Origin of the sequence: Sulfitobacter sp. HNIBRBA3233 (assembly GCF_040149665.1) — a bacterium.
In the GTDB taxonomy this organism is placed as follows: domain Bacteria; phylum Pseudomonadota; class Alphaproteobacteria; order Rhodobacterales; family Rhodobacteraceae; genus Sulfitobacter; species Sulfitobacter marinivivus.
The window spans coordinates 1,619,164-1,641,486 of sequence record NZ_JBEFLP010000001.1; the positions used below are offsets into that span (position 1 = coordinate 1,619,164).

The 22,323-nt window shown below is 64.5% G+C and carries 21 protein-coding genes; 11 read left to right on the forward strand and 10 right to left on the reverse strand.

The window, feature by feature from the left end; translation table 11 throughout:
- Window positions 1–23: 23 nt before the first annotated feature.
- The 6 genes from ABMC89_RS07770 to ABMC89_RS07795 all read left to right on the forward strand — a co-directional run bounded on the left by ABMC89_RS07770 (window position 24) and on the right by ABMC89_RS07795 (window position 6,233).
- Window positions 24–236, forward strand: a complete 213-nt coding sequence (locus tag ABMC89_RS07770; protein ID WP_349566868.1) for a hypothetical protein — start codon at window positions 24–26, stop codon at window positions 234–236.
- A 19-nt stretch (window positions 237–255) separates the two neighbouring features.
- Window positions 256–1,413 carry an acyl-CoA dehydrogenase family protein gene (locus ABMC89_RS07775; protein ID WP_349566870.1) on the forward strand — a complete coding sequence of 386 codons (1,158 nt, stop codon included), beginning with the start codon at window positions 256–258 and terminating at the stop codon, window positions 1,411–1,413.
- A 166-nt stretch (window positions 1,414–1,579) separates the two neighbouring features.
- The gene (locus ABMC89_RS07780; RefSeq protein ID WP_349566873.1) at window positions 1,580–2,218 is read left to right on the forward strand and encodes a glutathione S-transferase family protein; all 639 of its coding nucleotides are present in this window, start codon (window positions 1,580–1,582) and stop codon (window positions 2,216–2,218) included.
- Window positions 2,219–2,317: 99 nt separating this feature from the next.
- Window positions 2,318–3,529: an acetyl-CoA C-acetyltransferase gene (locus ABMC89_RS07785; protein WP_349566875.1), complete on the forward strand. Its 1,212-nt coding sequence runs from the start codon at window positions 2,318–2,320 to the stop codon at window positions 3,527–3,529.
- Between the two features lie 18 nt (window positions 3,530–3,547).
- Window positions 3,548–4,000, forward strand: a complete 453-nt coding sequence (locus ABMC89_RS07790) for a hypothetical protein (RefSeq protein ID WP_349566877.1) — start codon at window positions 3,548–3,550, stop codon at window positions 3,998–4,000.
- Window positions 4,001–4,028: 28 nt separating this feature from the next.
- The gene (locus ABMC89_RS07795; RefSeq protein WP_349566879.1) at window positions 4,029–6,233 is read left to right on the forward strand and encodes a 3-hydroxyacyl-CoA dehydrogenase NAD-binding domain-containing protein; all 2,205 of its coding nucleotides are present in this window, start codon (window positions 4,029–4,031) and stop codon (window positions 6,231–6,233) included.
- Window positions 6,234–6,316: 83 nt separating this feature from the next.
- Here ABMC89_RS07795 and ABMC89_RS07800 read toward each other — a convergent pair whose 3' ends face one another.
- Window positions 6,317–6,712, reverse strand: coding sequence for a hypothetical protein (locus ABMC89_RS07800; protein WP_349566881.1), 396 nt, complete (start codon window positions 6,710–6,712; stop codon window positions 6,317–6,319).
- 121 nt (window positions 6,713–6,833) lie between these two features.
- Between ABMC89_RS07800 and ABMC89_RS07805 the strand changes: the two genes are divergently transcribed.
- Window positions 6,834–7,793: a LysR family transcriptional regulator gene (locus tag ABMC89_RS07805; protein WP_349566883.1), complete on the forward strand. Its 960-nt coding sequence runs from the start codon at window positions 6,834–6,836 to the stop codon at window positions 7,791–7,793.
- A gap of 306 nt (window positions 7,794–8,099) precedes the next feature.
- Here ABMC89_RS07805 and ABMC89_RS07810 read toward each other — a convergent pair whose 3' ends face one another.
- The 3 genes from ABMC89_RS07810 to ABMC89_RS07820 all read right to left on the reverse strand — a co-directional run bounded on the left by ABMC89_RS07810 (window position 8,100) and on the right by ABMC89_RS07820 (window position 10,611).
- Window positions 8,100–8,726, reverse strand: coding sequence for a Hint domain-containing protein (locus tag ABMC89_RS07810; protein WP_349566885.1), 627 nt, complete (start codon window positions 8,724–8,726; stop codon window positions 8,100–8,102).
- A gap of 281 nt (window positions 8,727–9,007) precedes the next feature.
- Window positions 9,008–9,670 carry a sulfotransferase family protein gene (locus tag ABMC89_RS07815; protein ID WP_349566887.1) on the reverse strand — a complete coding sequence of 221 codons (663 nt, stop codon included), beginning with the start codon at window positions 9,668–9,670 and terminating at the stop codon, window positions 9,008–9,010.
- Complete coding sequence (locus ABMC89_RS07820; protein WP_349566889.1) at window positions 9,667–10,611, reverse strand: DMT family transporter; 945 nt, start codon at window positions 10,609–10,611, stop codon at window positions 9,667–9,669. Before ABMC89_RS07820 ends, ABMC89_RS07815 begins: the two co-directional genes overlap by 4 nt.
- 95 nt (window positions 10,612–10,706) lie before the next feature.
- On the opposite strand from ABMC89_RS07820, the gene ABMC89_RS07825 reads away from it, so the two are divergent.
- Window positions 10,707–12,335 (forward strand): AMP-binding protein, encoded by a 1,629-nt coding sequence (locus tag ABMC89_RS07825; protein WP_349566891.1) that lies wholly within the window; start codon window positions 10,707–10,709, stop codon window positions 12,333–12,335.
- Between the two features lie 26 nt (window positions 12,336–12,361).
- On the opposite strand, the gene ABMC89_RS07830 is transcribed toward ABMC89_RS07825, so the two are convergent.
- Window positions 12,362–12,832 (reverse strand): GNAT family N-acetyltransferase, encoded by a 471-nt coding sequence (locus ABMC89_RS07830; RefSeq protein ID WP_349566893.1) that lies wholly within the window; start codon window positions 12,830–12,832, stop codon window positions 12,362–12,364.
- Window positions 12,833–12,929: 97 nt separating this feature from the next.
- Here ABMC89_RS07830 and ABMC89_RS07835 point away from each other — a divergent pair, with 97 nt between their 5' ends.
- Window positions 12,930–13,943, forward strand: a complete 1,014-nt coding sequence (locus ABMC89_RS07835) for a hypothetical protein (protein WP_349566895.1) — start codon at window positions 12,930–12,932, stop codon at window positions 13,941–13,943.
- Window positions 13,910–14,653, forward strand: coding sequence for an SGNH/GDSL hydrolase family protein (locus ABMC89_RS07840; RefSeq protein WP_349566897.1), 744 nt, complete (start codon window positions 13,910–13,912; stop codon window positions 14,651–14,653). The genes ABMC89_RS07835 and ABMC89_RS07840 overlap by 34 nt, the downstream gene beginning before the upstream one ends.
- 23 nt (window positions 14,654–14,676) lie before the next feature.
- Here ABMC89_RS07840 and ABMC89_RS07845 read toward each other — a convergent pair whose 3' ends face one another.
- From ABMC89_RS07845 to ABMC89_RS07865, 5 genes are all read right to left on the reverse strand, one after another.
- Window positions 14,677–16,092, reverse strand: a complete 1,416-nt coding sequence (locus ABMC89_RS07845) for an SPOR domain-containing protein (protein ID WP_349566899.1) — start codon at window positions 16,090–16,092, stop codon at window positions 14,677–14,679.
- A gap of 90 nt (window positions 16,093–16,182) precedes the next feature.
- Window positions 16,183–16,818, reverse strand: a complete 636-nt coding sequence (gene upp / locus ABMC89_RS07850; RefSeq protein WP_349566901.1) for a uracil phosphoribosyltransferase — start codon at window positions 16,816–16,818, stop codon at window positions 16,183–16,185.
- The gene (locus tag ABMC89_RS07855; protein WP_349566903.1) at window positions 16,815–18,029 is read right to left on the reverse strand and encodes a phosphopentomutase; all 1,215 of its coding nucleotides are present in this window, start codon (window positions 18,027–18,029) and stop codon (window positions 16,815–16,817) included. The genes upp and ABMC89_RS07855 overlap by 4 nt, the downstream gene beginning before the upstream one ends.
- The gene (locus ABMC89_RS07860; protein WP_349566905.1) at window positions 18,029–19,333 is read right to left on the reverse strand and encodes a thymidine phosphorylase; all 1,305 of its coding nucleotides are present in this window, start codon (window positions 19,331–19,333) and stop codon (window positions 18,029–18,031) included. Before ABMC89_RS07860 ends, ABMC89_RS07855 begins: the two co-directional genes overlap by 1 nt.
- Window positions 19,334–19,726, reverse strand: coding sequence for a cytidine deaminase (locus ABMC89_RS07865; RefSeq protein ID WP_349566907.1), 393 nt, complete (start codon window positions 19,724–19,726; stop codon window positions 19,334–19,336).
- A gap of 296 nt (window positions 19,727–20,022) precedes the next feature.
- Here ABMC89_RS07865 and ABMC89_RS07870 point away from each other — a divergent pair, with 296 nt between their 5' ends.
- On the forward strand, window positions 20,023–22,296 hold the full coding sequence (locus tag ABMC89_RS07870) for an NADP-dependent malic enzyme (protein ID WP_349566909.1): 2,274 nt from the start codon (window positions 20,023–20,025) through the stop codon (window positions 22,294–22,296).
- Window positions 22,297–22,323: the final 27 nt, after the last annotated feature.

Genomic DNA, 22,323 nt, shown 5'->3' on the forward strand with positions numbered 1-22,323 from the left:
CCGCGGCCAACCCCGGAGAGACCATGCCAAAACGCTTTCGCCTGACCCGCCGCTTTCCTGTCGCCATGACCGAGGACGGCTACCGCCGCCTGAAAAAATTCAGCGCCGATGCGGGGCTGGACGAAGGCGAGGCACTGTCGTTTCTCTTCGAGAATTTTTCCAGCGTGATGAACGAGGAAAACCTCGTTGCACGCCTGCGGCTTTTCAACGCCGAGATCGACGACCGCAAACGCTAACGCGCCCCGGAGGACCCCGATGAGAGATTTCGCCACCAGCCCATCCACCTGGATGACTGACGAGCACCAGATGATCGCCGATATGACGGCGAATTTCATCAATACCGAATGGGCGCCCAAGTTCGAGAAATGGCGCAAGCAAAGCCAGATGGACCGCGAGATCTGGCAGGAAGCCGGCGAGCTGGGTCTGCTTTGCCCCTCGATCCCCGAGGAATACGGCGGTGCGGGCGGCGATTTCGGGCATGAGGCCGCGATCCTGATCGAAGCGGCCCGCGCCAATCTCGCCTCCTGGGGCCATTCCATCCATTCGGGCATCGTCGCCCATTACGTGCTGGCCTACGGCTCGGAAGAGCAAAAGAAGCGCTGGCTGCCCAAGATGGTCAGCGGCGAACTGGTCGGCGCGCTGGCAATGACCGAACCCTCGACCGGATCGGATGTGCAGAGCATCAAGACCAAGGCGATCCGCGATGGCAACGTCTATCGCCTGTCGGGCCAGAAGACCTTCATCACCAACGGCCAGCACGCCAACCTGATCGTCGTCGCTGCCAAGACGGACCCGAGCGCCGGGTCGAAGGGTGTGAGCCTCGTGATCGTCGAGACGGACGGCGCCGAAGGCTTTCAGCGCGGCCGTAACCTTGAAAAGATCGGCAAGCACGCCTCTGATACCTCGGAGCTTTTCTTCGACAATGTCGCGATCCCGCCCGAGAACATCCTCGGCGGTGAAGAGGGCCAGGGGTTCTACCAGATGATGAAACAGCTGCCGCAGGAGCGGCTGATCATCGCCTGCGAAGCCATGGGTGCTATGGAAGGTGCCGTAGAGCGCACGATCAAATACTGCAAGGAACGCGAAGCCTTCGGCGGCCCGCTGACGCAGTTCCAGAATACCCGCTTCAAACTGGCGGAATGCAAGACCAAGACCACGGTCGCGCGTGCCTTCCTCGACCAGTGCATCGCGGAACATCTGCGCGGCGAGCTGACCGTCGACCGCGCCGCAATGGCCAAATACTGGCTGACGGACACTCAGGGCGAGGTTCTGGACGACTGTTTGCAACTGCACGGCGGCTACGGCTTCATGCAGGAATACGCCATCGGCGAGATGTGGGCGGATGCGCGGGTCCAGCGCATTTACGGCGGCACAAACGAGATCATGAAGGAGCTTATCGCGCGCAATCTCTGAGGATCACGCGTGTGGCCGGCTGCGGGATTGAGTTTAAGGGCAAAATGGAGAAGCCCTTCAAGCCCTTCGCGCAACGGATCCGCAGGAGCGCAACCGCAGGCTCCAATTTGCCAATAAACTCATGCGGGGCTTGCCCCGCCTGTAACGCTAGCAACGGGAGAGACAGATGACGATCAAATTGCACTGCTTCGGCGAGAGCGGCCATTCCTACAAGGCGGCCCTTGCACTGGAACTCTCAGGTCTGGACTGGGAGCCGGTGAAGGTCGATTTTTTCGCCGGTGAAGGGCGGTCGTCCGAATTCCGGCAGGGACTGAACGTCATGGGCGAAGCGCCGGTGATGATCGACGGCGACGTGAAGCTGACCCAATCCGGCGTGATCCAGGATTATGTATCCGAGAAATCCGGCAAGTTCGGCGGCCGCGACGCGGCGGAGCGTCGCGAGATCCTGCGCTGGGTCCTGTGGGACAATCACAAGCTGAGCTCCATGGCGGGCGTCACGCGGTTCTTGATGAACTTCCTGCCCGAGGACAAACAGCCCAAGGAAGTTATCGGATTCAACCTCGGGCGTCTGAAAGGGGCCTACGAGGTTCTGGACACCCATCTGGAGGGCCGCGACTGGATTGTGGGAGACGGGATTACCAACGCCGACCTTACCTGTTGCGGGTATCTTTATTACCCCGAGCCCTTCGGATTCGACCGCAGCGCCTATCCCAACATCGACGCCTGGCTGACCCGTTTGTCAGACACGCCGGGCTGGAAATCCCCCTATGATCTGATGCCCGGCTCTCCCGCCGACAGGGCCTGATCCCGAAACGCCCCTTTCAACGGGCCATACCTTTTCGCGGTCTTCGGGCCGCGTTCGAACACCGACGGCCGCGCAAGCGGTCAATCCAAGGAGAAACCGATGACCGAAGCCTATATCTACGACGCCCTGCGCACCCCGCGCGGCAAGGGCCGCAAGGACGGCAGTCTTCACGAAGTGACCGCGTTGCGCCTGTCCGCGCTGACGCTCAATGCCGTGAAGGAACGCAACAATCTTGAGGGCCACGCCGTCGAGGACGTGATCTGGGGTAACGTCACGCAGGTGATGGAACAGGGCGGATGCCTTGCGCGCTCTGCCGTGCTGGCCTCCGATCTGGACGAATCCATCCCGGGTCTGGCCATCAACCGCTTCTGCGCGTCCGGCATGGAGGCCGTGAACCTGGCTGCCAACCAGGTGAAGGGCGGCGCGGGCGAAGCCTATATCGCCGGTGGTGTCGAGATGATGGGCCGGGTCGCGATGGGCTCGGACGGGGCCGCCATTGCCGCGGATCCTTCGGTCGCGCTTGAACAGTATTTCGTGCCACAGGGCATTTCCGCCGACATCATTGCCACGCAGTACGGCCACAGCCGCGACGACGCGGACCAACTTGCCGTGGCCTCCCAGCAGCGCGCCAAGAAGGCATGGGACGAAGGCCGGTTCGACAAATCCGTTATCACCGTGCGTGACCAGAACGGCCTCGAAATCCTGAGCCACGACGAATACATGCGCCCGCAGACCGACATGCAGTCGCTCGGCAGCCTGAACCCCGCGTTCCAGCAGATGGGTGAAGTGATGCCCGGGTTCGACAAGGTCGCCCTGCTGAAATACCCGCACCTGGAAAAGATCAACCACATCCACCACGCCGGCAACTCGAGCGGTATCGTGGATGGCGCCGCAGCGGTTTTGATCGGCAACAAGGAGTTCGGTGAGAAATACGGACTGAAGCCGCGGGCACGCATCCGTGCCACGGCCAAGATCGGCACCGACCCTACCATCATGCTGACCGGTCCCGTCCCCGTGACCGAAAAGATCCTTGCCGAGAGCGGTATGAGCATTTCCGACATCGACCTCTTCGAGGTGAACGAGGCATTTGCATCGGTTGTGATGCGCTTCATGGAAGCCTTCGACGTCGACCACGACCGCGTCAACGTCAACGGCGGCTCCATCGCGATGGGCCATCCGCTGGGCGCGACTGGCGCAATCATCATCGGCACGCTTCTCGACGAGCTGGAGCGTCAGGACAAGCAGGTCGGTCTGGCGACGCTTTGCATTGCGTCCGGCATGGGGGCCGCCACGATCATCGAGCGGCTGTAACCGATGCAAAGCCCGCGGATGGAAACAGCGAAAGACGTGTCGCAAAGGCTGCTGGAGATCACCGGCACGGCTTTGCTGAGCGGCGATTTCGACCGCTTCATGAGCTGTTTCCACCTGCCACACTGCATCGAGACCTCCGATAGGAAAGCAGTGCTGGAGACCCGCGACCAGATGCGCGCCGTCTTCGACCGCGTGGTCTGCGACTACAGAAGAAAAGGCGTCACCGATCTGGTGCGCGTCTGCGATGTGGCCGAGTTCCGCGGCAGTGACCGGATCGAAGCGACTCACACAACGCATATGATGGCCGGAAACTACCGGGTTCAGGATCCCTTCCCCGCCTTCTGCGTGATCGCGCGGGTGGACGGAGACTGGAAGCTGAGCGCCAGCCAGTATGCGGTGGACAACAACACAACTGTAGGGCGCGCCCTGCACAATACCGATATCGGCGTGCCAAGCGCGCCCGGCGCCTGAGGCGCGACAGAAAGAGAGAGAAACGCATATGACTGATTTTACAATGAAAGTCGATGACGAGGGCATCGCCACCATCACGTGGGACGTGGACGGAAAGTCGATGAACGTGATGAGCATAGACGGCCTCGAGGAACTCGATGCGCTGACCGACAAGGCATTGGCCGACGATGCCGTCAAAGGGATCATCATTACCTCGGGCAAGGAAGGCTCCTTTGCCGGCGGGATGGACCTCAACCTGCTGGCCGACCTGAAAGCGGGCGCCGGCGATGACCCGGCCAAGGGCCTGTTCGAGGGCACGATGCGCATGCACACCCTTCTGCGCAAGATCGAACGCGCCGGCATGGACCCCAAGACCAACAAGGGCGGCAAGCCTGTCGCCGCTGTGCTGCCCGGCACCGCTGCGGGCATCGGGCTGGAACTGCCACTGGCGACACACCGTATCTTTGCCGCCAACAACCCAAAGGCCCGCATCGGCCTGCCGGAAATCCAGGTCGGTATCTTCCCGGGCGCGGGCGGCACCACACGCCTCGTGCGTATGCTGGGCGCGATGGCGGCCTCCCCGCTGCTGCTGGAAGGCAAGATGATGGCTCCCGAAGCCGCCAAGAAGGCAGGCGTCATTCACGAGGTCAGCGATGACCCGATGGCCGACGCGCGCGCCTGGGTTCTGGCCGCGACGGATGCAGATATCCTCAAGCCATGGGACGCCAAAGGCTACAAGATGCCCGGTGGCGCCCCCTATCACCCCGCAGGCTTCATGACTTTCGTTGGCGCCTCCGCGATGGTCAACGGCAAGACCAAAGGCGCCTACCCCGCGCCGAAAGCCCTGCTGAGCGCGGTCTACGAAGGCGCGCTGGTGCCCTTCGACACGGCCCTGAAGATCGAGGCACGTTGGTTTACCTCGGTTCTGATGAACCCCTCTTCCTCGGCGATGATCCGTTCGCTCTTCCTCAACAAGGAAGCGCTTGAGAAAGGGGCCGTGCGTCCCGAAGGCGTGCCGGGCCAGCGGGTGAAGAAACTCGGCGTTCTGGGTGCCGGCATGATGGGTGCGGGCATCGCACTGGTGTCTGCGCAGGCGGGCATCGAGGTTGTGCTGATCGACCGCGATCAGGAAGCGGCGGACCGCGGCAAGGCCTACTCTGCCGATTACATGGACAAGGGCATTTCGCGCAAGAAAGCCACGCCAGAGAAGAAAGAGCAGCTTCTCAGCCTGATTACCGCGACCCCCGATCTGGACGCGCTGAAAGGCTGTGACCTGATCATCGAAGCGGTGTTCGAAGACCCCAAGGTCAAGGCCGAGATGACCCAGAAGGTCGAAGCCGTGATCCCCGAAGACTGCATCTTTGCTTCCAACACCTCGACCCTGCCGATCACCGAGCTTGCCAAGGCATCGAGCCGTCAGGAGCAATTCATCGGCATCCACTTCTTCTCTCCGGTCGAAAAGATGCTTCTGGTCGAGATCATCAAGGGTGCCAATACAGGTGACCGCGCGGTGGCCAAGGCGCTCGATTACGTGCGCCAGATCCGCAAGACCCCGATCGTGGTCAACGACGCGCGCTTCTTCTACGCCAACCGCTGCATCATCCCCTACGGCAATGAGGCGAACCGGATGATCACGGAAGGTGTCGCGCCATGGTATATCGATCACGCAGCGCAGATGCTCGGCTTCCCGGTGGGCCCCGTCCAGCTGGGTGACGAGACCTCGATCGACCTTGCCACCAAGATCATGCGCGCCACCAAGGCCGCGATGGGCAACGCCTATCCCGCGTCCGAGGCCGACGATCTGATCGTCTGGATGGAGGAAGAAGGCCGTCTGGGCCGCAAGGCGAAAGCCGGTTATTTCGAATACGACGAAAAGGGCAAGCGTCTGGGCTACTGGAAAGGCATCCACGACAAATACCCGCTGGCGGACGAACAGCCCTCCCTTCAGGACGTTCAGGACCGTCTGATGTTCGTGCAGGTTCTCGAAGCCGTGCGCGCGCTGGAAGAAGGCGTTCTGATGGACATCCGCGAAGGCGACGTCGGTGCGATCCTCGGCTGGGGTTTCGCGCCATGGTCCGGCGGGCCGCTCAGCTGGCTCGACATGATCGGCACCCCCTACGCGGCAGAACGCTGTGACCAGCTGGAGGCGCAATTCGGCGAGCGTTTCAAATGCCCCGACCTGCTGCGGGACATGGCCGAGAAGAACCAGACGTTCTATGGCCGCTTCGGTCCCGAGGCACAGGCAGCCGCCTGAGCCGGATCACCGTCGGTGAATTGACAAGGGGCGCCAGCGGCGCCCCTTTCGCTTTCCGACCGGTCTGAACAGGCAATCGGCGTTCATTCCGCTGCGACGGCGCGGCTCCCCCTCTCGATCCCGTGACGCAGCACGACAACGAGAAAAAGGGCCATTGTCAGGACCGCGAGGACGGACCCGATCTGGGCCAGAATCTCTCCGCGATCGGTAATGGCAAAGACGATCCCCGGCACCAGAACGACGACCGAAGCAGTCGCCACCAGATAGTGAACCTTTGCCAGACCGCTTTCAGCGGCGCGCGGAGACAGCGCATAATATGTACCGAACACCGACATGGCGACAAAGCCGATGAGGTTGAGATGCCCGTGCGCCGGCGACAGGCTGTGATCGTGGCTGGCGGACATTTGTATCCCCCAAGCCATCCCAGCCAGCGCAAAGACGGCAGCGGTGATGAAAAATACAGTTGAAATGGATCGCATCGAAAACTCCTCTTGCTTCCGCTGGACGCTGGCAGTCAGGAGCGCTGCCCGTGCGGACAGACAAAGTTTACGGCAGGTTTTCCCATACAAAAAATCGATTTTTCATATATAATAAATTTACATGAGTGATTTATCTGCATTTGACCTCAACCTCCTGCGGGTTCTCGACGCGCTTTTACGCGATCATTCGACGCTGAAGGCCGGCACGCGTCTGGGCCTGTCGCAACCTGCTGTCTCGGCGGCACTTGGCCGCTTGCGGACAGCGCTCGGGGACGAGCTGTTCTTCCGCAAGGGGCAAGGGCTCGCGCCCACGCAATTCGCGCTGTCGCTCGAAGAGCCGTTGCGCGAGATCCTCGAGGCGGTGGCCGACCTGATCCGCCGCTCCGACGATTTCGACCCCGCAGGTGCGACATCGGACTTCCGTCTGTCGGGCAGCGATTTCTTTGCGGAACTGCTGATGCCCGCGCTGGCCGACCGCATCCAGACACTCGCACCCGCCATGCGGGTCCATCTGGTCGATCTGGTGGCTGACAGCCATCTCGACACGCTGGAACGGTTCAAGGTCGATCTGGCGCTGATCCCGCGAACGGAAAAGCCGAAATGGCTTCAAAGCCGGACGGTCTTTCATTCAACCTTCGTCGTCGTCGCGCGGAAGGATCACCCGAAGATCGGCGGCGCGGGCCTGTCATCCGGCGATACCGTGCCACTGGACCTTTTTTGTGCGCTGGGTCACGTCCTGTTTTCCCCCGAAGGGCAAAATCGCGCCATGGGGGATGCCGCGCTGGAGCGGATCGGACGAAAACGCCGTGTCGTGATGACCCTGCCGGTTTTTTCCGGCGTTTACAGGGCCGTCGCGGGATCTGACCTGATCGCGCTGCTGCCCAGCGCGCTTGCCCACCGCGTAGCCGCCGATGCGGGGCTTGAAGTCTACCGCCCGCCGATGCCGGTCCCCACAGCGACGCTGGAAATGGTGTGGCATCGCAAATTCTCGAGCGATCCTGCCCATACGTGGCTGCGCAACCAGATCGCCGCTCTGCTGGCGCCGCTGGACGAGAAGCCCAAGACTGCTGGCAGGGCCTAGCCCGCGCATCAGAGCCGGAAGAATAGTCCGCCAACCGGCGAGCCCACAAACGCGGTTTCAAAATGGAAGACCGCCTGTCGCTTGGCCAAAGCCCGCAAGGCGGCGGCCCCGGAACAGAAGCCGACAGCCCTGCCCCGCGCGCGCCGTCAGACGGGTCACATATCCGGGAGCAATCCAATCGTGAGGCTCAGAGAAGTCCTTATGCCCGAAGTTATCGTTGCGGGGGCATAAACGACAAAAGGACCGCAGCTGCGGTCCCTTCTGGCCATGGGGTGGCGGGTGTTCTGAACGCAGGCGCGGTCAGCGTCAGGCGGTGTGCGACATGCCGGCGTCACAGGTTGGCCACGCCATCAAATGGTCTTCGATGCACAGACAGTCGGCCATTTCCTCGGCCTCCTCCCCGCAGAGCACCCGGTACTGGCTCGAAGCGCTGCCTTTGATAAATTTGTCGAGGGTCGACAGATCCTGCGGGCAATGGATCAGCGCGCCGCCTTCGGCGTAGATGACTTCGTCCCGCTCAAAATACACGGCGACGAGTTCGACCCGCATCGCAGGCCGCCGCCGGTAGATACCCCGCAGCCCGACAAGGCTTTGCGCGGTCAGGATGACGAAGGGATCGCCATGCATGTCCTGCGCCGCATCGCTTTCGACCATGACGCCCTGCTCGGGCAGAAGAACCATCTCTTCGCGGTTGTCCAATGCCCCTTCGGGCACGACGACAGGCCACAGGGTCTCGCCCGTCTCGGGCGCGTCCAGCCAGACAGAGGCGCGGCGCACTGCGACGACCTCCTGCATGCCGTTGTCGAAGGTCAGAACCTTGTCACCGACCGCCAGCGCGTCGATGGCGCGCCAGCCCAGATTGCTGGCAACCCGCGTCCCGGCGATCAGCCCGTGTGTAAGCGTCGCAAGCCCGCCATCGTATGCGCCGGTCATTTCAATCGTGCGCTTTGCGGGTTGCCGCGATTTGAACCCCATTCCAAACATTTTTCCATCCCCATGGCGTGCACCGGTTTCGTGGTGCGTTTCGTTCATGTGTCCATGGGGAGTGATTCTACTGGCAAGGAAGGGGTGAGTTCGCGGCGAGAATGCGGCATTGTCGTGATTTCGGGGTATAATATGGCTTTGGCCGGATGATTTTAACCAATACGGCAACAATCTTTCAGACGTGCCGCGCGCCGTGCCTCGGAAACGCATGCGCCATCTGCCAGCGGCCATTACGCCTGCGGCGACTCATCGAACCGATATCCGAAGCGCGCGATGTCGCTGGCGCAATAGTCGGCAACCGCCGCGCGGCTCGCCTCAGAGTAGGCGGTGCGATAGTCCGGCACTCTGTCGCTGCGGTTGATGTGGGGCAGCTCAAGGGCGAACCCCAGATGCCCCTCCAGCGGCCCTATGTCTTCGCGCCAGTGCTCCAGCCGGATGAACAGATCTCCGCGTTCGGTGCCATTGGCGTCGGTGACGTAATGCGCCGCCGGCGTGCGACGGAAACTCTCGGCGATCACGGGTGCACGGACAAAAGTTTCGAAATCGCTGCCCTGCGCAAGGCGCACCGCCTCGTGGTCAAAGCTTTGCCCGCGCAGCCAGTGGTAATAGCTGACCATGCGGTCCCATGGATTGCGCACCATGGTGAAGATCAGCAGCCCGTCCATCTCGTCGCGCGTCACGATACCGTCGAGATCGGCAAGGGTCGAATGTTTCCACAGGCGCCCGCTTTCGGGGGCGGGGCGCACCCGGTGCCGGCGGTTCAGCGCCTTTGGCGTGTCGCCCAGCATGATGTCGTCCTTCATGGCGCGCGCCTCCAGTGCCAGCGCCATGGATGTCCCCCCGGTCTTTGGCGCATGCACGAATAGATACTGCCGCCCCCGACTGAGGATCACCGAAGCTCCTCCTCGGGAAGCTTGACGTTGCGCACCGGCACCGCATCGCCCGAGCGCCGCGAGATCACCGCGCCCGCCACCGCGATGCAGGCCATTCCCAGCAATGCCCAGGGCCCCACGGTCTGCCCCCATAGGACCCAGGCCCAGAAGCTTGCGAAAACCAGCAGCGAGTATTCGTAGATCGCGACGCTGCCCGCCTCGCCCAGAAGGTATCCGCGGAATATCAGGCCGATCCCGATGATCGATCCCACCGCCTGCACCGCGATCCAGAACCACATCTCGACGCTCAGCGGCACCCAGCCGCGCAGGGCGAAACCGTCGTGGCCGACCGGCCCGCCCGCGGGCAGCACCAGCACACCGATCGCCCCGAAGACCGCAAGCATCGCGAAGAAACCGGCGGAAAGCGCCACCGCCCCCTCGCGGGCGCACCATAGCCGCGTCACGACCGCCCCGATGGCATAAAAACCGCCTGCCACCACGGGCAGGAAGGATACCGGATCCAGCGCCGCGGGATCGGGCTGTATCACCAGCAGCGTGCCCGCAAAGCCCAGCACCGCCGCGCCGATGCGCACCGGCCCCACCCGTTCCCCCAGAAAAACGACCGAGATCAGCAGCACGAAGAGCGGCGCGGTAAACAGCCCCGCCACGACCACGCCGATGGGCAGAACCGACAGGCAGCCGAAGTAGATCAGCATCGCCGTGGCGGGAAACAGGCTGCGCCCGAGAACCGCGCGCCAGCTGAGCGGGCGGATCACGCCGACACCGGCCGCTGCCAGCGCCACAAGCAGCAAAACCGCCAGCACCCCGCGCAGCATATGGAACTGCCACAGCGATCCCGTGCCCGAAATATAGGGGACAAAATTATCGGTGATGCCCAGCGCGAACATGCCTCCGACGACGCTGAGGGCCGCAAGCCCCGGACGCAATGGTGTGTCGGTCAAAGGCGGCACCTCCCCTGCATTGCCGATTGCATTCCTATCCGCCCTGAATATCGTGTTCACCAGTAGGCGCAATGTTGTTGTGGGGAGCGGAACAGATGGGCTGGATGCAAGATGAAGCCGGGCTCGACCGCGTCGCGGCCAACCATGTCCCGCTGACCCCCCTGTCGCATATGCGCCGCGCCGCGGATGTCTTTGCCAAGCGTACCGCGGTCATCTACGGCAACCACCGCGTCACCTACGGCGAATACTACGGTCGCTGTTCGCGCCTTGCCTCGGCGCTTGCGCGCGCAGGGATCGCACCGGGAGATGTCGTGGCGACGATCCTGCCCAACATCCCCGCGCAGGCCGAGGCGCATTTCGGCGTTCCCGCCTGCGGCGCTGTGCTCAACACAATCAACACGCGCCTCGACGAAGGGACGGTCAGCTTCACCTTCGGACACGGCGGCGCGAAGATGGTGCTGGTCGACACCCAGTTTCTCGATCTGGCCGAAGCCTCTGTCGCCGCGATGGAGGGCGACGGCCCCGTGATCGTGGAAGTCCCCGATCCCGACGCGGGCTATCCCGCGACCGGAAGGCACCGCACCTACGATGATCTTCTGGCAGCGGGCGATCCCAATTTCGACTGGATCATGCCACAGGACGAATGGGAGAGCCTCGCGCTCAATTATACCTCCGGCACCACGGGGCGGCCAAAGGGCGTCGTCTACCACCATCGCGGTGCCTATCTGATGACGATGGGCACCGTGATCAGCTGGCGGATGGTGCTTCACCCGATCTTCATGCAGATCGTACCTCTGTTTCACTGCAACGGGTGGAACCATTCGTGGATGATGCCGCTGATCGGCGGCACGCTGGTCTGTTGCCGTGACATTACGGCGGCCAATATCTTCAACGCGATCGCGGACGAGGGCGTGACCCATTTCGGCGGTGCGCCCATTGTTCTGAACATGCTCGTCAACGCCGATGCCGCAGACCGCCGCGCATTCGACCACACGGTCGAGGTCTTCACCGCAGGCGCGCCCCCTGCCCCCGCCACCCTGTCCAAGATCGAGGCGATGGGTTTCAACGTCACGCAGGTCTACGGGCTGACCGAAACCTACGGCCACGTCACCGAATGTATCTGGCGCGAGGAAGACTGGGGCGATCTGGACACGCGCGGACGCGCGGCGATCAAGGCGCGTCAGGGCGTGCTCATGCCGATGATGGACGACATCACCGTGATGACCGAACAGATGACCCCTGTCGCCCGCGACGGGACCGAGCAGGGCGAGATCATGATCCGAGGCAATTCGGTCATGAAAGGGTACTACAGGAACGAGGCGGCCACGCGCGAGGCCTTCGCAGGCGGCTATTTCCATTCCGGCGATCTGGCCGTGCAGCACGACGACGGCTATATCCAGATTTCAGACCGCGCCAAGGATATCATCATTTCCGGTGGCGAGAATATCTCTTCGGTGGAAGTCGAGGGCACGTTGATGGGCCACGATGCGGTGATGCTGGCCGCCGTGGTCGCCAAGCCGGACGAGAAATGGGGCGAGGTGCCCTGCGCCTTTGTCGAGCTGAAACCCGGCATGCAAGTGGACGAGGCCGCGATGATCGCCTTTGCCCGCGAAACCCTTGCCGGGTTCAAGGCACCGAAGAAAGTCGTGTTCCAGGAGCTTCCGAAAACATCGACCGGAAAGATCCAGAAATTCGCCCTGCGGAAAATCGCCTCCGAACTCTAGTCACGCCGCAGGCGCGGTCGGCGCGGTCAGGCCGCCGCGATGTCGCGCTCGAACCGCCAGATCCGCACGTTGCGCGGACCTTCCGAGGTTTCAACCGCGCAGTCCTCGGGCCCGCGGTTTTCCCAACCGCATTTGGTGTAGAATGCCGCCGCGCGGTCGTTTCCGACGGTGCAGGCCAGCCACGCGCGCGGCGCAGGCAGATCCGCCTCTGCCGCGGCCATCATCTCCTTGGCGACACCCGCACCGCGGTGGTCTGCATCAACGTAGAACTGGTAGAGCTCGCTGCCCTCGATCATGTAGAACCCCGCAAGCGCCCCATCCTTTTCGGCCACCCACGTCCGGTCGATGCGCGCGGCGGTCCGATTGGCGAATTCAGAGGGGTCGCGCAACCGCACGAGGTCGGCATCCACCAGCCCCGCGTGGGCCTGATGCCAGCCCAGATGCCAGATGCGCGCGATCTCTGCTGTGTCCGCCGCCACTGCCGGTCTGATTTGCATCTGCCCTCTCCTCTGCGCTGACCATTGCCCCGCTCCTGTCAGGTGCTAATGTGGCGCGCAACACAAGAAACAACAATAGCCCGAGCAGCCCCGCCCCGTGACAGCCCTGAAGAAATACGCGCGTCTTGAAGCGACCGGCCTGTGGCGGGCCAGTCCCGACAGCCAGCGGCGCGAGGTTGTCGTCTCGGTCGGGGATGCGACGCTGGTGATCTCGGACACCAAGGACCAGGCCATCACGCATTGGTCGCTCGCCGCCGTGGAGCGCTTCAACCCCGGCGTAATGCCGGCGATCTACCACCCCGACGGCGATCCCGGCGAGACGCTGGAAATCGACGCCGGCGAAACCGAGATGATCGAGGCGATAGAACAGCTGCGCCGCGCCGTGCTGCGCACGCGGCCCCGGCCCGGGCGTTTGCGCTGGCTCGGCGCGGCGCTGTCGGTTTCGGCCGTGGCGGCGCTGATGCTGTTCTGGCTGCCCGGTGCGATGCGTGACAACACGCTGCGTGTGGTTCCGCAGGTCAAGCGCGAGGCGATAGGCGTCGCGCTGATGGACCGCCTGCAACGGGTTGCCGGCCCCCTTTGCGAGGACGAGGCGGGCCTGCGCGCGCTGCGCACCCTCGGCGCGCGGCTGAACACGCCCAAACTCGCCGTGGTGCCCGGGCTGACGCGCCCCGCCTTGCACCTGCCCGGCGGCGTGATCGTTCTGAACCGGTCGGTGTTCGAGGATTGGGAAGAACCCGATGTCGCGGCGGGGTTCATTCTGGCCGAGCTTGCGCTTCAGGTCGAACGCGATCCGCTCGCCACGCTGCTGGACGCCGCTGGCCCGTGGGAGAATTTCCGCCTGCTGACCACCGGAGAGATTTCCGACAGCGCGCTTGATGCCTACGCAGAGCAGCTCGTCACGGCGGAAAAACGCGAACCCGATATGGGCAACCTGCTGGCGCTTTTCGAGAGCACGCAGGTGCGCAGCACCCCCTACGCGCGCGCCCGCGACATCACCGGCGAATCCGTCCTGCCCCTGATCGAGGCGGACCCGCAGGCGGGCCGCGCCACCGATCCCCTGCTGGCCGATAGCACATGGTTGAGACTGCAAAGCATCTGCGGCGGGTAATCCGCGACACCACTTTCGCCGCGTTGCTGTCACCGGTGCTGATCTGGCAGGCCGTGGGGCTGCGCCGCCGCGCCCTCAAGCTGCCCGAGGCGATCGGGCCACGCCACGGAACCAGCGGCACCGGCATGCCGCTGCGACTGCTGATCGTCGGTGACAGCTCGGCGGCGGGTGTCGGCGCGTCGCACCAGTCCGAAGCGCTCGCCGGACAGCTGGCGCTGGCCCTGTCGGATCGCCACCACGTCCAATGGACGCTGATCGCACGCACCGGCATCACCACCAACGGGATGCTGCGTGCACTCGACGCCTACGCCCTGCCGCCATCGGACATCGCGGTCATCGTGCTGGGGGTGAACGACGTGACCCACGGTGCGCCACTGCGGCGCTGGCTGAAAGATCACGAGGCGCTGCGCGGCCAGCTGCGCGACCGGGCGGGCGTGCGCCGCACATATGTCGCACAGGTGCCGCCGCTGGGCGCGTTCCCACTGCTGCCCGCACCGCTGCGCACAGTACTGGGCCGCCGTGCCGACCGCTTCGATGCGGCGTTACGCCTGATGCTCGACCGGACGCCGGACGCGACCTATATCGCGCTTCCCGAAACGCTCGACCCTGCGGATATGGCGTCGGACGGGTTTCACCCCGGCCCCGCGATCTATGCGACCTGGGCAAAAGATCTGGCCCGCCGGATCCTCTCCGACGGGCCAGAAGGCTGACAGCTGTTTGCGGTCCGGCAGGCCTAGCGTGCGAAGGCGTTATACCCTGCGCCGCGCAGCTTGCTCACCGCGCCGCGCACCGCGCGGTCATTGGCGAAAGGCCCCGCAATCACCAGACGCGTTGTCGTGCCGTTCTTTGTGTAGAGACCCACGCGCACCGGCAGGCCCATGCGCTGGATGCGCTTGGCCCGCGCCTGCGCCGCAGCAGGATCGTTGAAAGCACCAGCCTGCACGAAACCACTGCGCGCCACCTCGGCCTTCAGCGCGGCGCGCTTCTGCGCGGGTTTTACGCCCCGCTGCGTGGTTGTGACCGGGGCCGAGCGTGTCGAATAGACCGGCTGGCGCGCCACCGTCGCGACACGGGCCTGACGGTTCTGGCCGGGCTGCAGAGCCGCCGTCACACCGCGCCGGATCCGTTTGAGGATCTGGCCGTTGCGGCGCACGATAGTGACCTCGCCCAGCTCGCGCTGCTGGCGCGCGTAATCGACGTAAGGATAGACCAGCGGCACGGAGGCTGTGACATCGGTGCCATCCGCCTGATTGATCAGGCGGCGCGGCACTGTCGAGGTCCAGATCAGCGTCATGGCCTGGTGTCCGGCCAGCGTCTGCTCGGCGCGGTGCGGGTTCAGCCGCCCGTCTTCCCACACGCGCTTGTACCCCTTTGGGACGCGCACGTTGGTGGTGTTGACGCGGTTGACGGCCACGTGGCGCGGCACGATCCGCCGGTTCGGAGAGACCGTGATCGGCGCGGCGTCAACGCTTGCCACCCGGCGGGTGCTTGGCGCTGCGACAGTTTCGGGCCGGTCACCCCGCACGCTGCGCGTGCCGATGATCGGGGCAGTCTGTGGGCCGCAGCGCACCGCCAGCTTTCCGGCGCGGGTGTAGGCCTGCCCCAGTGGCGACAGGTTCGGACAGGCGGTCGCCGGGTCGGTCACGCGGGCCGTGCGCACGGGGGCGACTGCCGGCTTCTCGACGATGGGTGCGGGGCGCTTGGCGACCTGACGCACGACTTTCGGCTTCGGTTTTGGCGCAGCCTTGCGCACGACCGGCGCCGGGCGCGGCTTGGGCGTGACCGCACCAGCCGCAGCGGCGGGCGCGGGGTTGGTGATCGTCACCGGTTCGGCGGCAGCGGTCTGCACAGGCGCTGGCGCTGGCGCTGGCGCTGGCGCTGGCGCCGCTTCGCTGACCTCACCGGCGAAGGTCGGCTTGAAGCCGCAGACGCCTTGCCGCGCGCGGGTAACACGGGGCACCCATGTGATATTCCCGTCGATCCCGGCACGGATGAAAACACACCCCTGACTGTCGACATATTGCTTGCCCTTGTAGGAAGCGGGCGGAAATTCAGCCGGTGTGGCCTTGGGGGCGGACTGCGCGAATAGCGCAGTGCCACTGATCGACCCCAAGATGAACGCTGTTGCTACAAGTCTGGTAAATTTCATGCCCGCCCCCACATTATATGGTAGCAAGAATGACAAAGCTGTCGCCCTGAGTAAAGCGATAGCAGCGACAATCAGCACTTTTTTAGGGGATTATTTCGTCCCGAACATGCGATCGCCGGCATCGCCGAGCCCGGGAACGATATATCCCAGTTCATTGAGCTGCGTATCCACGGATGCGGTGACAATCGGCACGTCCGGGTGGGCCTCTTTCATCCGCGCCACGCCTTCGGGCGCGGCAAGCAGGCACAGGAAGCGGATGTTGGTGGCCCCGGCCTGTTTCAGCAGGTCGATCGCCGCAACCGAGGAATTGCCGGTGGCCAGCATCGGGTCGACCGCGATCACCAGACGGTCCTCCAGCCCCTCGGGCACCTTGAAGTAATATTGCACCGGCTTCAGGGTTTCTTCGTCGCGGTAAAGCCCGACAAAACCGACACGCGCCGACGGTATCAGCTCCAACACCCCGTCCAGAAGCCCGTTGCCCGCGCGCAGAATGCTGATCAGCGCCAGCTTCTTGCCGTCGAGCGTGGGGGCCATCATCTCTTCCATCGGCGTTTCGATGCGCTTGCTCGTCAGCGGCAGGCCGCGGGTGACCTCATAGGCCAGAAGCTGGCTGATTTCGCGCAGAAGCTGCCGGAACACCGCTGTCGGCGTCTCGCGGTCGCGCATGATGGTGAGTTTGTGCTGCACCAAGGGATGATCCACCACGGTGAGATGCTGATCGCTCATGTCCGGCTCCTGTCTTTCGCTGTTGCGGGCACCTCTACCCCCAGATGCGCCGCAACGAAAGATGCCACATCCGCAAATCCGATCATCCCCAGGCTTCCTGCGCCCTGCCCCGCAATCAGCACGGGAACCCGTTCGCGGGTATGGTCCGATCCGGTCCATGTCGGATCATTGCCATGGTCCGCGGTCAGGATCAGCACGTCATCGGGGCGCAGCCGCGCGATGAGCCGCCCGATGCCGCTGTCGAACAACTCCAGCGCGCGCGCATATCCCGACACATCCCTGCGGTGGCCGTAGAGGCTGTCGAACTCGACGAAATTCGCAAAGGTTAAGGATCCGTCGGGGGCATCGTCGACCAGATCGGACAGATGCTCCATCAGCTCGGCATCCGTCCCCTTGCGGACCTCGTCGAACCCCTCCATCGAGAAGATATCGCCGATCTTGCCCACGGCAAAGCAGGGGCGGCCCGCGTCCTGCACCCAGTTGCTCAGCACCGGCGCGGGTGGTTTCAGGGCGAAATCGCGGCGGCGCGGCGTGCGGATGAAACCGCTGTCGGTGTCTCCGGTAAAGGGACGTGCAATCACCCGGCCCACCCGCATGCCGTGCAGGTGCGGCGCGATATCGGCACAGAGCTGCAACAGACGGTCGAGGCCGAACACCTCTTCGTGGGCGGCGATCTGGAACACGCTGTCGACAGAGGTATAGCAGATGGGCCAGCCGGTGCGCAGGTGCTCTGCCCCCAGATCGTCAATGATGGCCGTGCCCGAGGCATGGCAGTTGCCCAGTATACCGTCCGTGCCCGCGGCCTTGGCGACCAGATCGACCAGATCCGGCGGGAACGAATGCTCGCGCGCGGTGAAATAGTGCCAGTCCCACGTCACTGGCAGCCCCGCCAGTTCCCAATGCCCCGATGGCGTGTCCTTGCCACGGGAGGTTTCGGTGGCCACGGCCCATGTGCCGACAGGGATGACCCCGAAGGGATCAGGCAGGCCGGACGCGGCCTCGATGGCGCGGCCCAGGCCCAGTGCGGCAAGATGCGGCACGGCCAGTGGCCCGCTGCGCCCCTCTTCGGCGGCGCCCTCGGCACAGGCGCGCGCGATATGGCCGAGTGTATTGGCACCGGTGTCAGGGGTGTCGCCGTTGAAATAGCTGTCGGCATCCGGCGCCCCGCCGATGCCTGCGCTGTCCATCACCGCCAGGAATGCACGCGCCATCAGCCCACCCTCTCGATGATCAGCGGCAGTGGCGCGGGCGCAGTTTCGCCCAGCGTGATTGCGGCCTGAACCGCGGCAACGGCGGCATCCGCCTGCGCGGGCCGCGCGGCGTGGACACGGGCCAGCGGCTGCCCCTTGCGGACGCGGGTGCCCAGCCGGACCACCTCGGCAAGGCCGACGGCGGGATCGACCGGATCGCTTTCGACCATGCGACCGCCCCCCAGATCGACGACCGCCATGCCCAGCGCCGCGCCGTCGATGTTCTGCACCACACCCGATTCGGGCGCGGGCACCTCGCGCAGAACCGTCGCCTCCGGCAGGAACCTCTGCCATTGCTCGACGAAGCGCACCGGCCCGCCGAGGGCCGCGACCATCGCGCCGAACCGCTCGGCGGCCCGTCCGTCGGAAATCACCTCACGGATCATTTCCTCTCCGGTCTCGGCGTCTGCGGCCAGATCGGCACGGTCAAGCAGCGCGCCGCCCAGCGCCGCGCAAAGATCCACGATCGGGCCGGCGTGCACCCCCGTCAGCACCTCCATGACTTCGGCCACCTCCAGCGCGTTGCCCAGGCTGGGGACCAGCGGCTGGTTCATGTCGCTCAGCACGGCCTGCGTGGGACAGCCCGCCGCATTCGCCGTCCCCACCAGCGCCTGCGCCAGCGCGCGCGCGGCTTCGATGTCTTTCATGAATGCGCCCGATCCGACCTTCACGTCCAGCACCAGACCTTCCAGACCCGCTGCCAGCTTTTTCGAGAGGATCGACGCGCAGATCAGGTCCAGACTGTCCACGGTCGAGGTCACGTCACGGACCGCGTAGAGCCTCTTGTCGGCGGGGGCGATATCGCCTGTCGCGCCGACAATGGCACAGCCGACATCGGCCACGACACGGCGCAGCCGCGCCTCCTCCAGCATCACACCGACGCCGGGGATCGCCTCCATCTTGTCAAGTGTGCCGCCGGTATGACCAAGGCCGCGCCCCGATATCATCGGCACATAGGCCCCGCAGGCGGCCAGCGCCGGCGCGAGGACGAGGCTCACACAGTCACCGACACCGCCCGTGGAATGCTTGTCCAGGACAGGCTTGTCGAGATCCCACTGCAGAACCGTCCCGGAGGCACACATCGCCTGCGTCAGCGCCACGCGCCCCGCCTCGTCCAGCCCTGAGCGGCACACGCCCATGGCGAAGGCGCCCGCCTGCGCATCGCTCAGACGGCCATCGGCCAGTGCTGCCGCGATCCATTGCAGGTCTTCCACGCTCAGCGGCCGGTCGTGGCGCAATTTTGCCAGTATGTCGCGCGCCGCCATTCAGCCCCCCATGAACGAAGGATCAAAGGCGCCCGGCAACAGATCCGAGATCCGGCGCACTTCCTCGGCCCCGTCGACCGTTGCCATCGTCACCTGCACATCCGCCGCACCGAACTCGGCCAGCTTCTGGCGGCAGCCGCCACAGGGCGTCACCGGCAGGGGCGATCCGGCAACGACATAGGCCTCGGTCAGGCGCGTCTCGCCCGCTGCGACCATCGCGGCGATGGCCCCCGCCTCGGCGCAGGTGCCTTCGGGATAGGCGACATTCTCGACGTTGCAGCCGACATAGATCGCGCCGGAGGCCCCCCGCAGGGCGGCACCAACCTTGAAGTTCGAATAGGGGGCGTGGGCGTTTTCCCGAACCGCCACCGCGGCGTCGCGCAACTCTGACATCTGTGATCTCCATTCTTTCGGAGTGCCAGACTAGCTGTCCCACACCAAAGATGCGACGGGTTTTCGCCCCCTTTCCGCAAGATTACCCTCGCCCCCGCCGCCCCCCTGAGATCCTGTCCGGTCACGGCAGGAAAGTGGAGGTGCAGACCCCGCGCGCAGAGGGTGGCAGGCGGCCAACACCCCTTGACGGGGCGACGTCATCCGCCCACGCTAGCCCGATAGAGGCGGTCATGGCACTTGCCCGACCGAAAATAGTTTAATACTAAACTATCCTGAATACCCCGGGGAGGCCCATCATGTCCGACACATCCAACGCGCGTCAGGCGGCGCTAGATTATCACGCCTTTCCCAAGCCCGGAAAACTGGAAATCCGCGCGACCAAGCCGCTGGCGAACGGGCGCGATTTGGCCCGCGCCTACAGCCCCGGCGTGGCGGAGGCCTGCCTCGAGATCCAGAAGGATCCGGCCACTGCGGCGCTCTATACCTCCCGCGCAAATCTTGTGGCGGTGGTGACGAACGGCACGGCGGTGCTGGGCCTTGGCAACATCGGCGCGCTGGCATCGAAACCGGTCATGGAGGGCAAGGCGGTCCTGTTCAAGAAATTCGCCAGCATCGACTGTTTCGACATCGAACTCGACGAAAGCGATCCCGAAAAGCTGGCCGAGATCGTCTGCGCGCTGGAGCCGTCCTTCGGGGCGATCAACCTTGAGGATATCAAGGCGCCGGATTGCTTCACGGTCGAGCGGATCTGCCGCGAGCGCATGAACATCCCCGTGTTCCACGATGACCAGCACGGCACCGCGATTGTCGTGGGCGCCGCCGCCACCAACGCGCTGCATGTGGCGGGAAAGCGTTTCGAGGATATCAAGATCGTCTCGACCGGTGGCGGCGCTGCGGGCATCGCCTGCCTGAACATGCTGCTGAAACTCGGCGTCAAGCGCGAGAACGTATGGCTGTGCGACATCCACGGCCTTGTCCACAAGGGCCGCGAGATCGACATGAATCCGATCAAGTCGGAATACGCGCAGGACACGGAGCTGCGCACGCTCGACGATGTGATCGACGGCGCGGACCTGTTCCTCGGCCTCTCCGGCCCCAACGTGCTGACGCCCGAAATGGTAGCGCGGATGGCGTCACGCCCGATCATCTTTGCGCTGGCCAATCCGAACCCGGAAATCATGCCCGATGTCGCCCGCGCGGTCGCCCCGGACGCGATCATCGCCACAGGCCGGTCCGATTTTCCCAATCAGGTCAACAACGTCTTGTGTTTTCCCTTCATCTTTCGCGGAGCGCTGGATGTAGGGGCGACCACAATCAACGACGAGATGAAGATCGCCTGCATTGAAGGCATCGCCGCACTGGCCCGCGCCACCACCTCTGCCGAGGCGGCCGCCGCCTACAAGGGCGAGCAGATGACTTTCGGGCCCGACTACCTGATCCCCAAACCCTTCGATCCGCGTCTGGTCGGCATCGTATCGACCGCCGTGGCCAAGGCCGCGATGGAAACCGGCGTTGCCACCAGACCGCTGGACGATCTGGTCGCCTACAAGACCCGCCTTGACGGATCGGTGTTCAAATCCGCCCTGCTCATGCGGCCCGTGTTTCAGGCGGCGCGCCTTGCCCCGCGCCGCATCGTCTTTGCCGAAGGCGAGGACGAGCGCGTGCTGCGCGCCGCGCAGGCCATCACCGAGGAAACGACGGAACGCCCGATCCTGATTGGCCGTCCCGAGGTGATCGAGGCACGGCTCGAGCGCGCCGGCATGACCCTGCGCATCGGCGAGACCGTCGAGGTCGTGAACCCCGAAAACGACCCGCGCTACCGCGACTACTGGGAGACCTACCACAACCTCATGGCGCGCCGCGGGGTGTCGCCCGATATCGCGCGCGCGATCATGCGCACCAACACCACCGCCATCGGCGCGGTCATGGTGCACCGCGGCGAGGCAGACAGCCTGATCTGCGGCACCTTCGGAGAGGTCCGCTGGCATCTGAATTACATCGAACAGGTGCTCGGGCGCGACGGCCACCGCCCCCACGGTGCCCTGTCGATGATGATTCTCGAGGACGGCCCGCTGTTTATCGCCGATACGCAGGTGCACCAGCATCCCACGCCCGAACAGCTTGCCGAAATCGCCATCGGCGCCGCCCGCCACGTGCGCCGCTTCGGCATCACGCCCAATGTCGCCCTGTGCAGCCAAAGCCAGTTCGGCAATCAGGGCGAAGGCTCCGGCAGCCGTCTGCGCCGCGCGATCCGCATTCTGGACGAGGCGCAGGTCGATTTCAGCTACGAGGGCGAGATGAACATCGACACCGCGCTCGACCCCGAGCTGCGGGCGCGCCTGTTTCCCGGCAACCGCATGCAGGGGCCCGCGAACGTGCTGGTCTTCGGCCACGCCGATGCGGCCTCCGGCGTGCGCAACATTCTGAAGATGAAGGCAGACGGGCTCGAAGTCGGTCCGATCCTGATGGGAATGGGCAACCGCGCGCATATTGTGTCACCGGCGATCACCGCGCGGGGGCTTCTGAACATGGCGGCCATCGCGGGTACACCGGTGGCCGAATACGGCTGAAGCTTTGCCGGCAAGGCGGGGCATGGC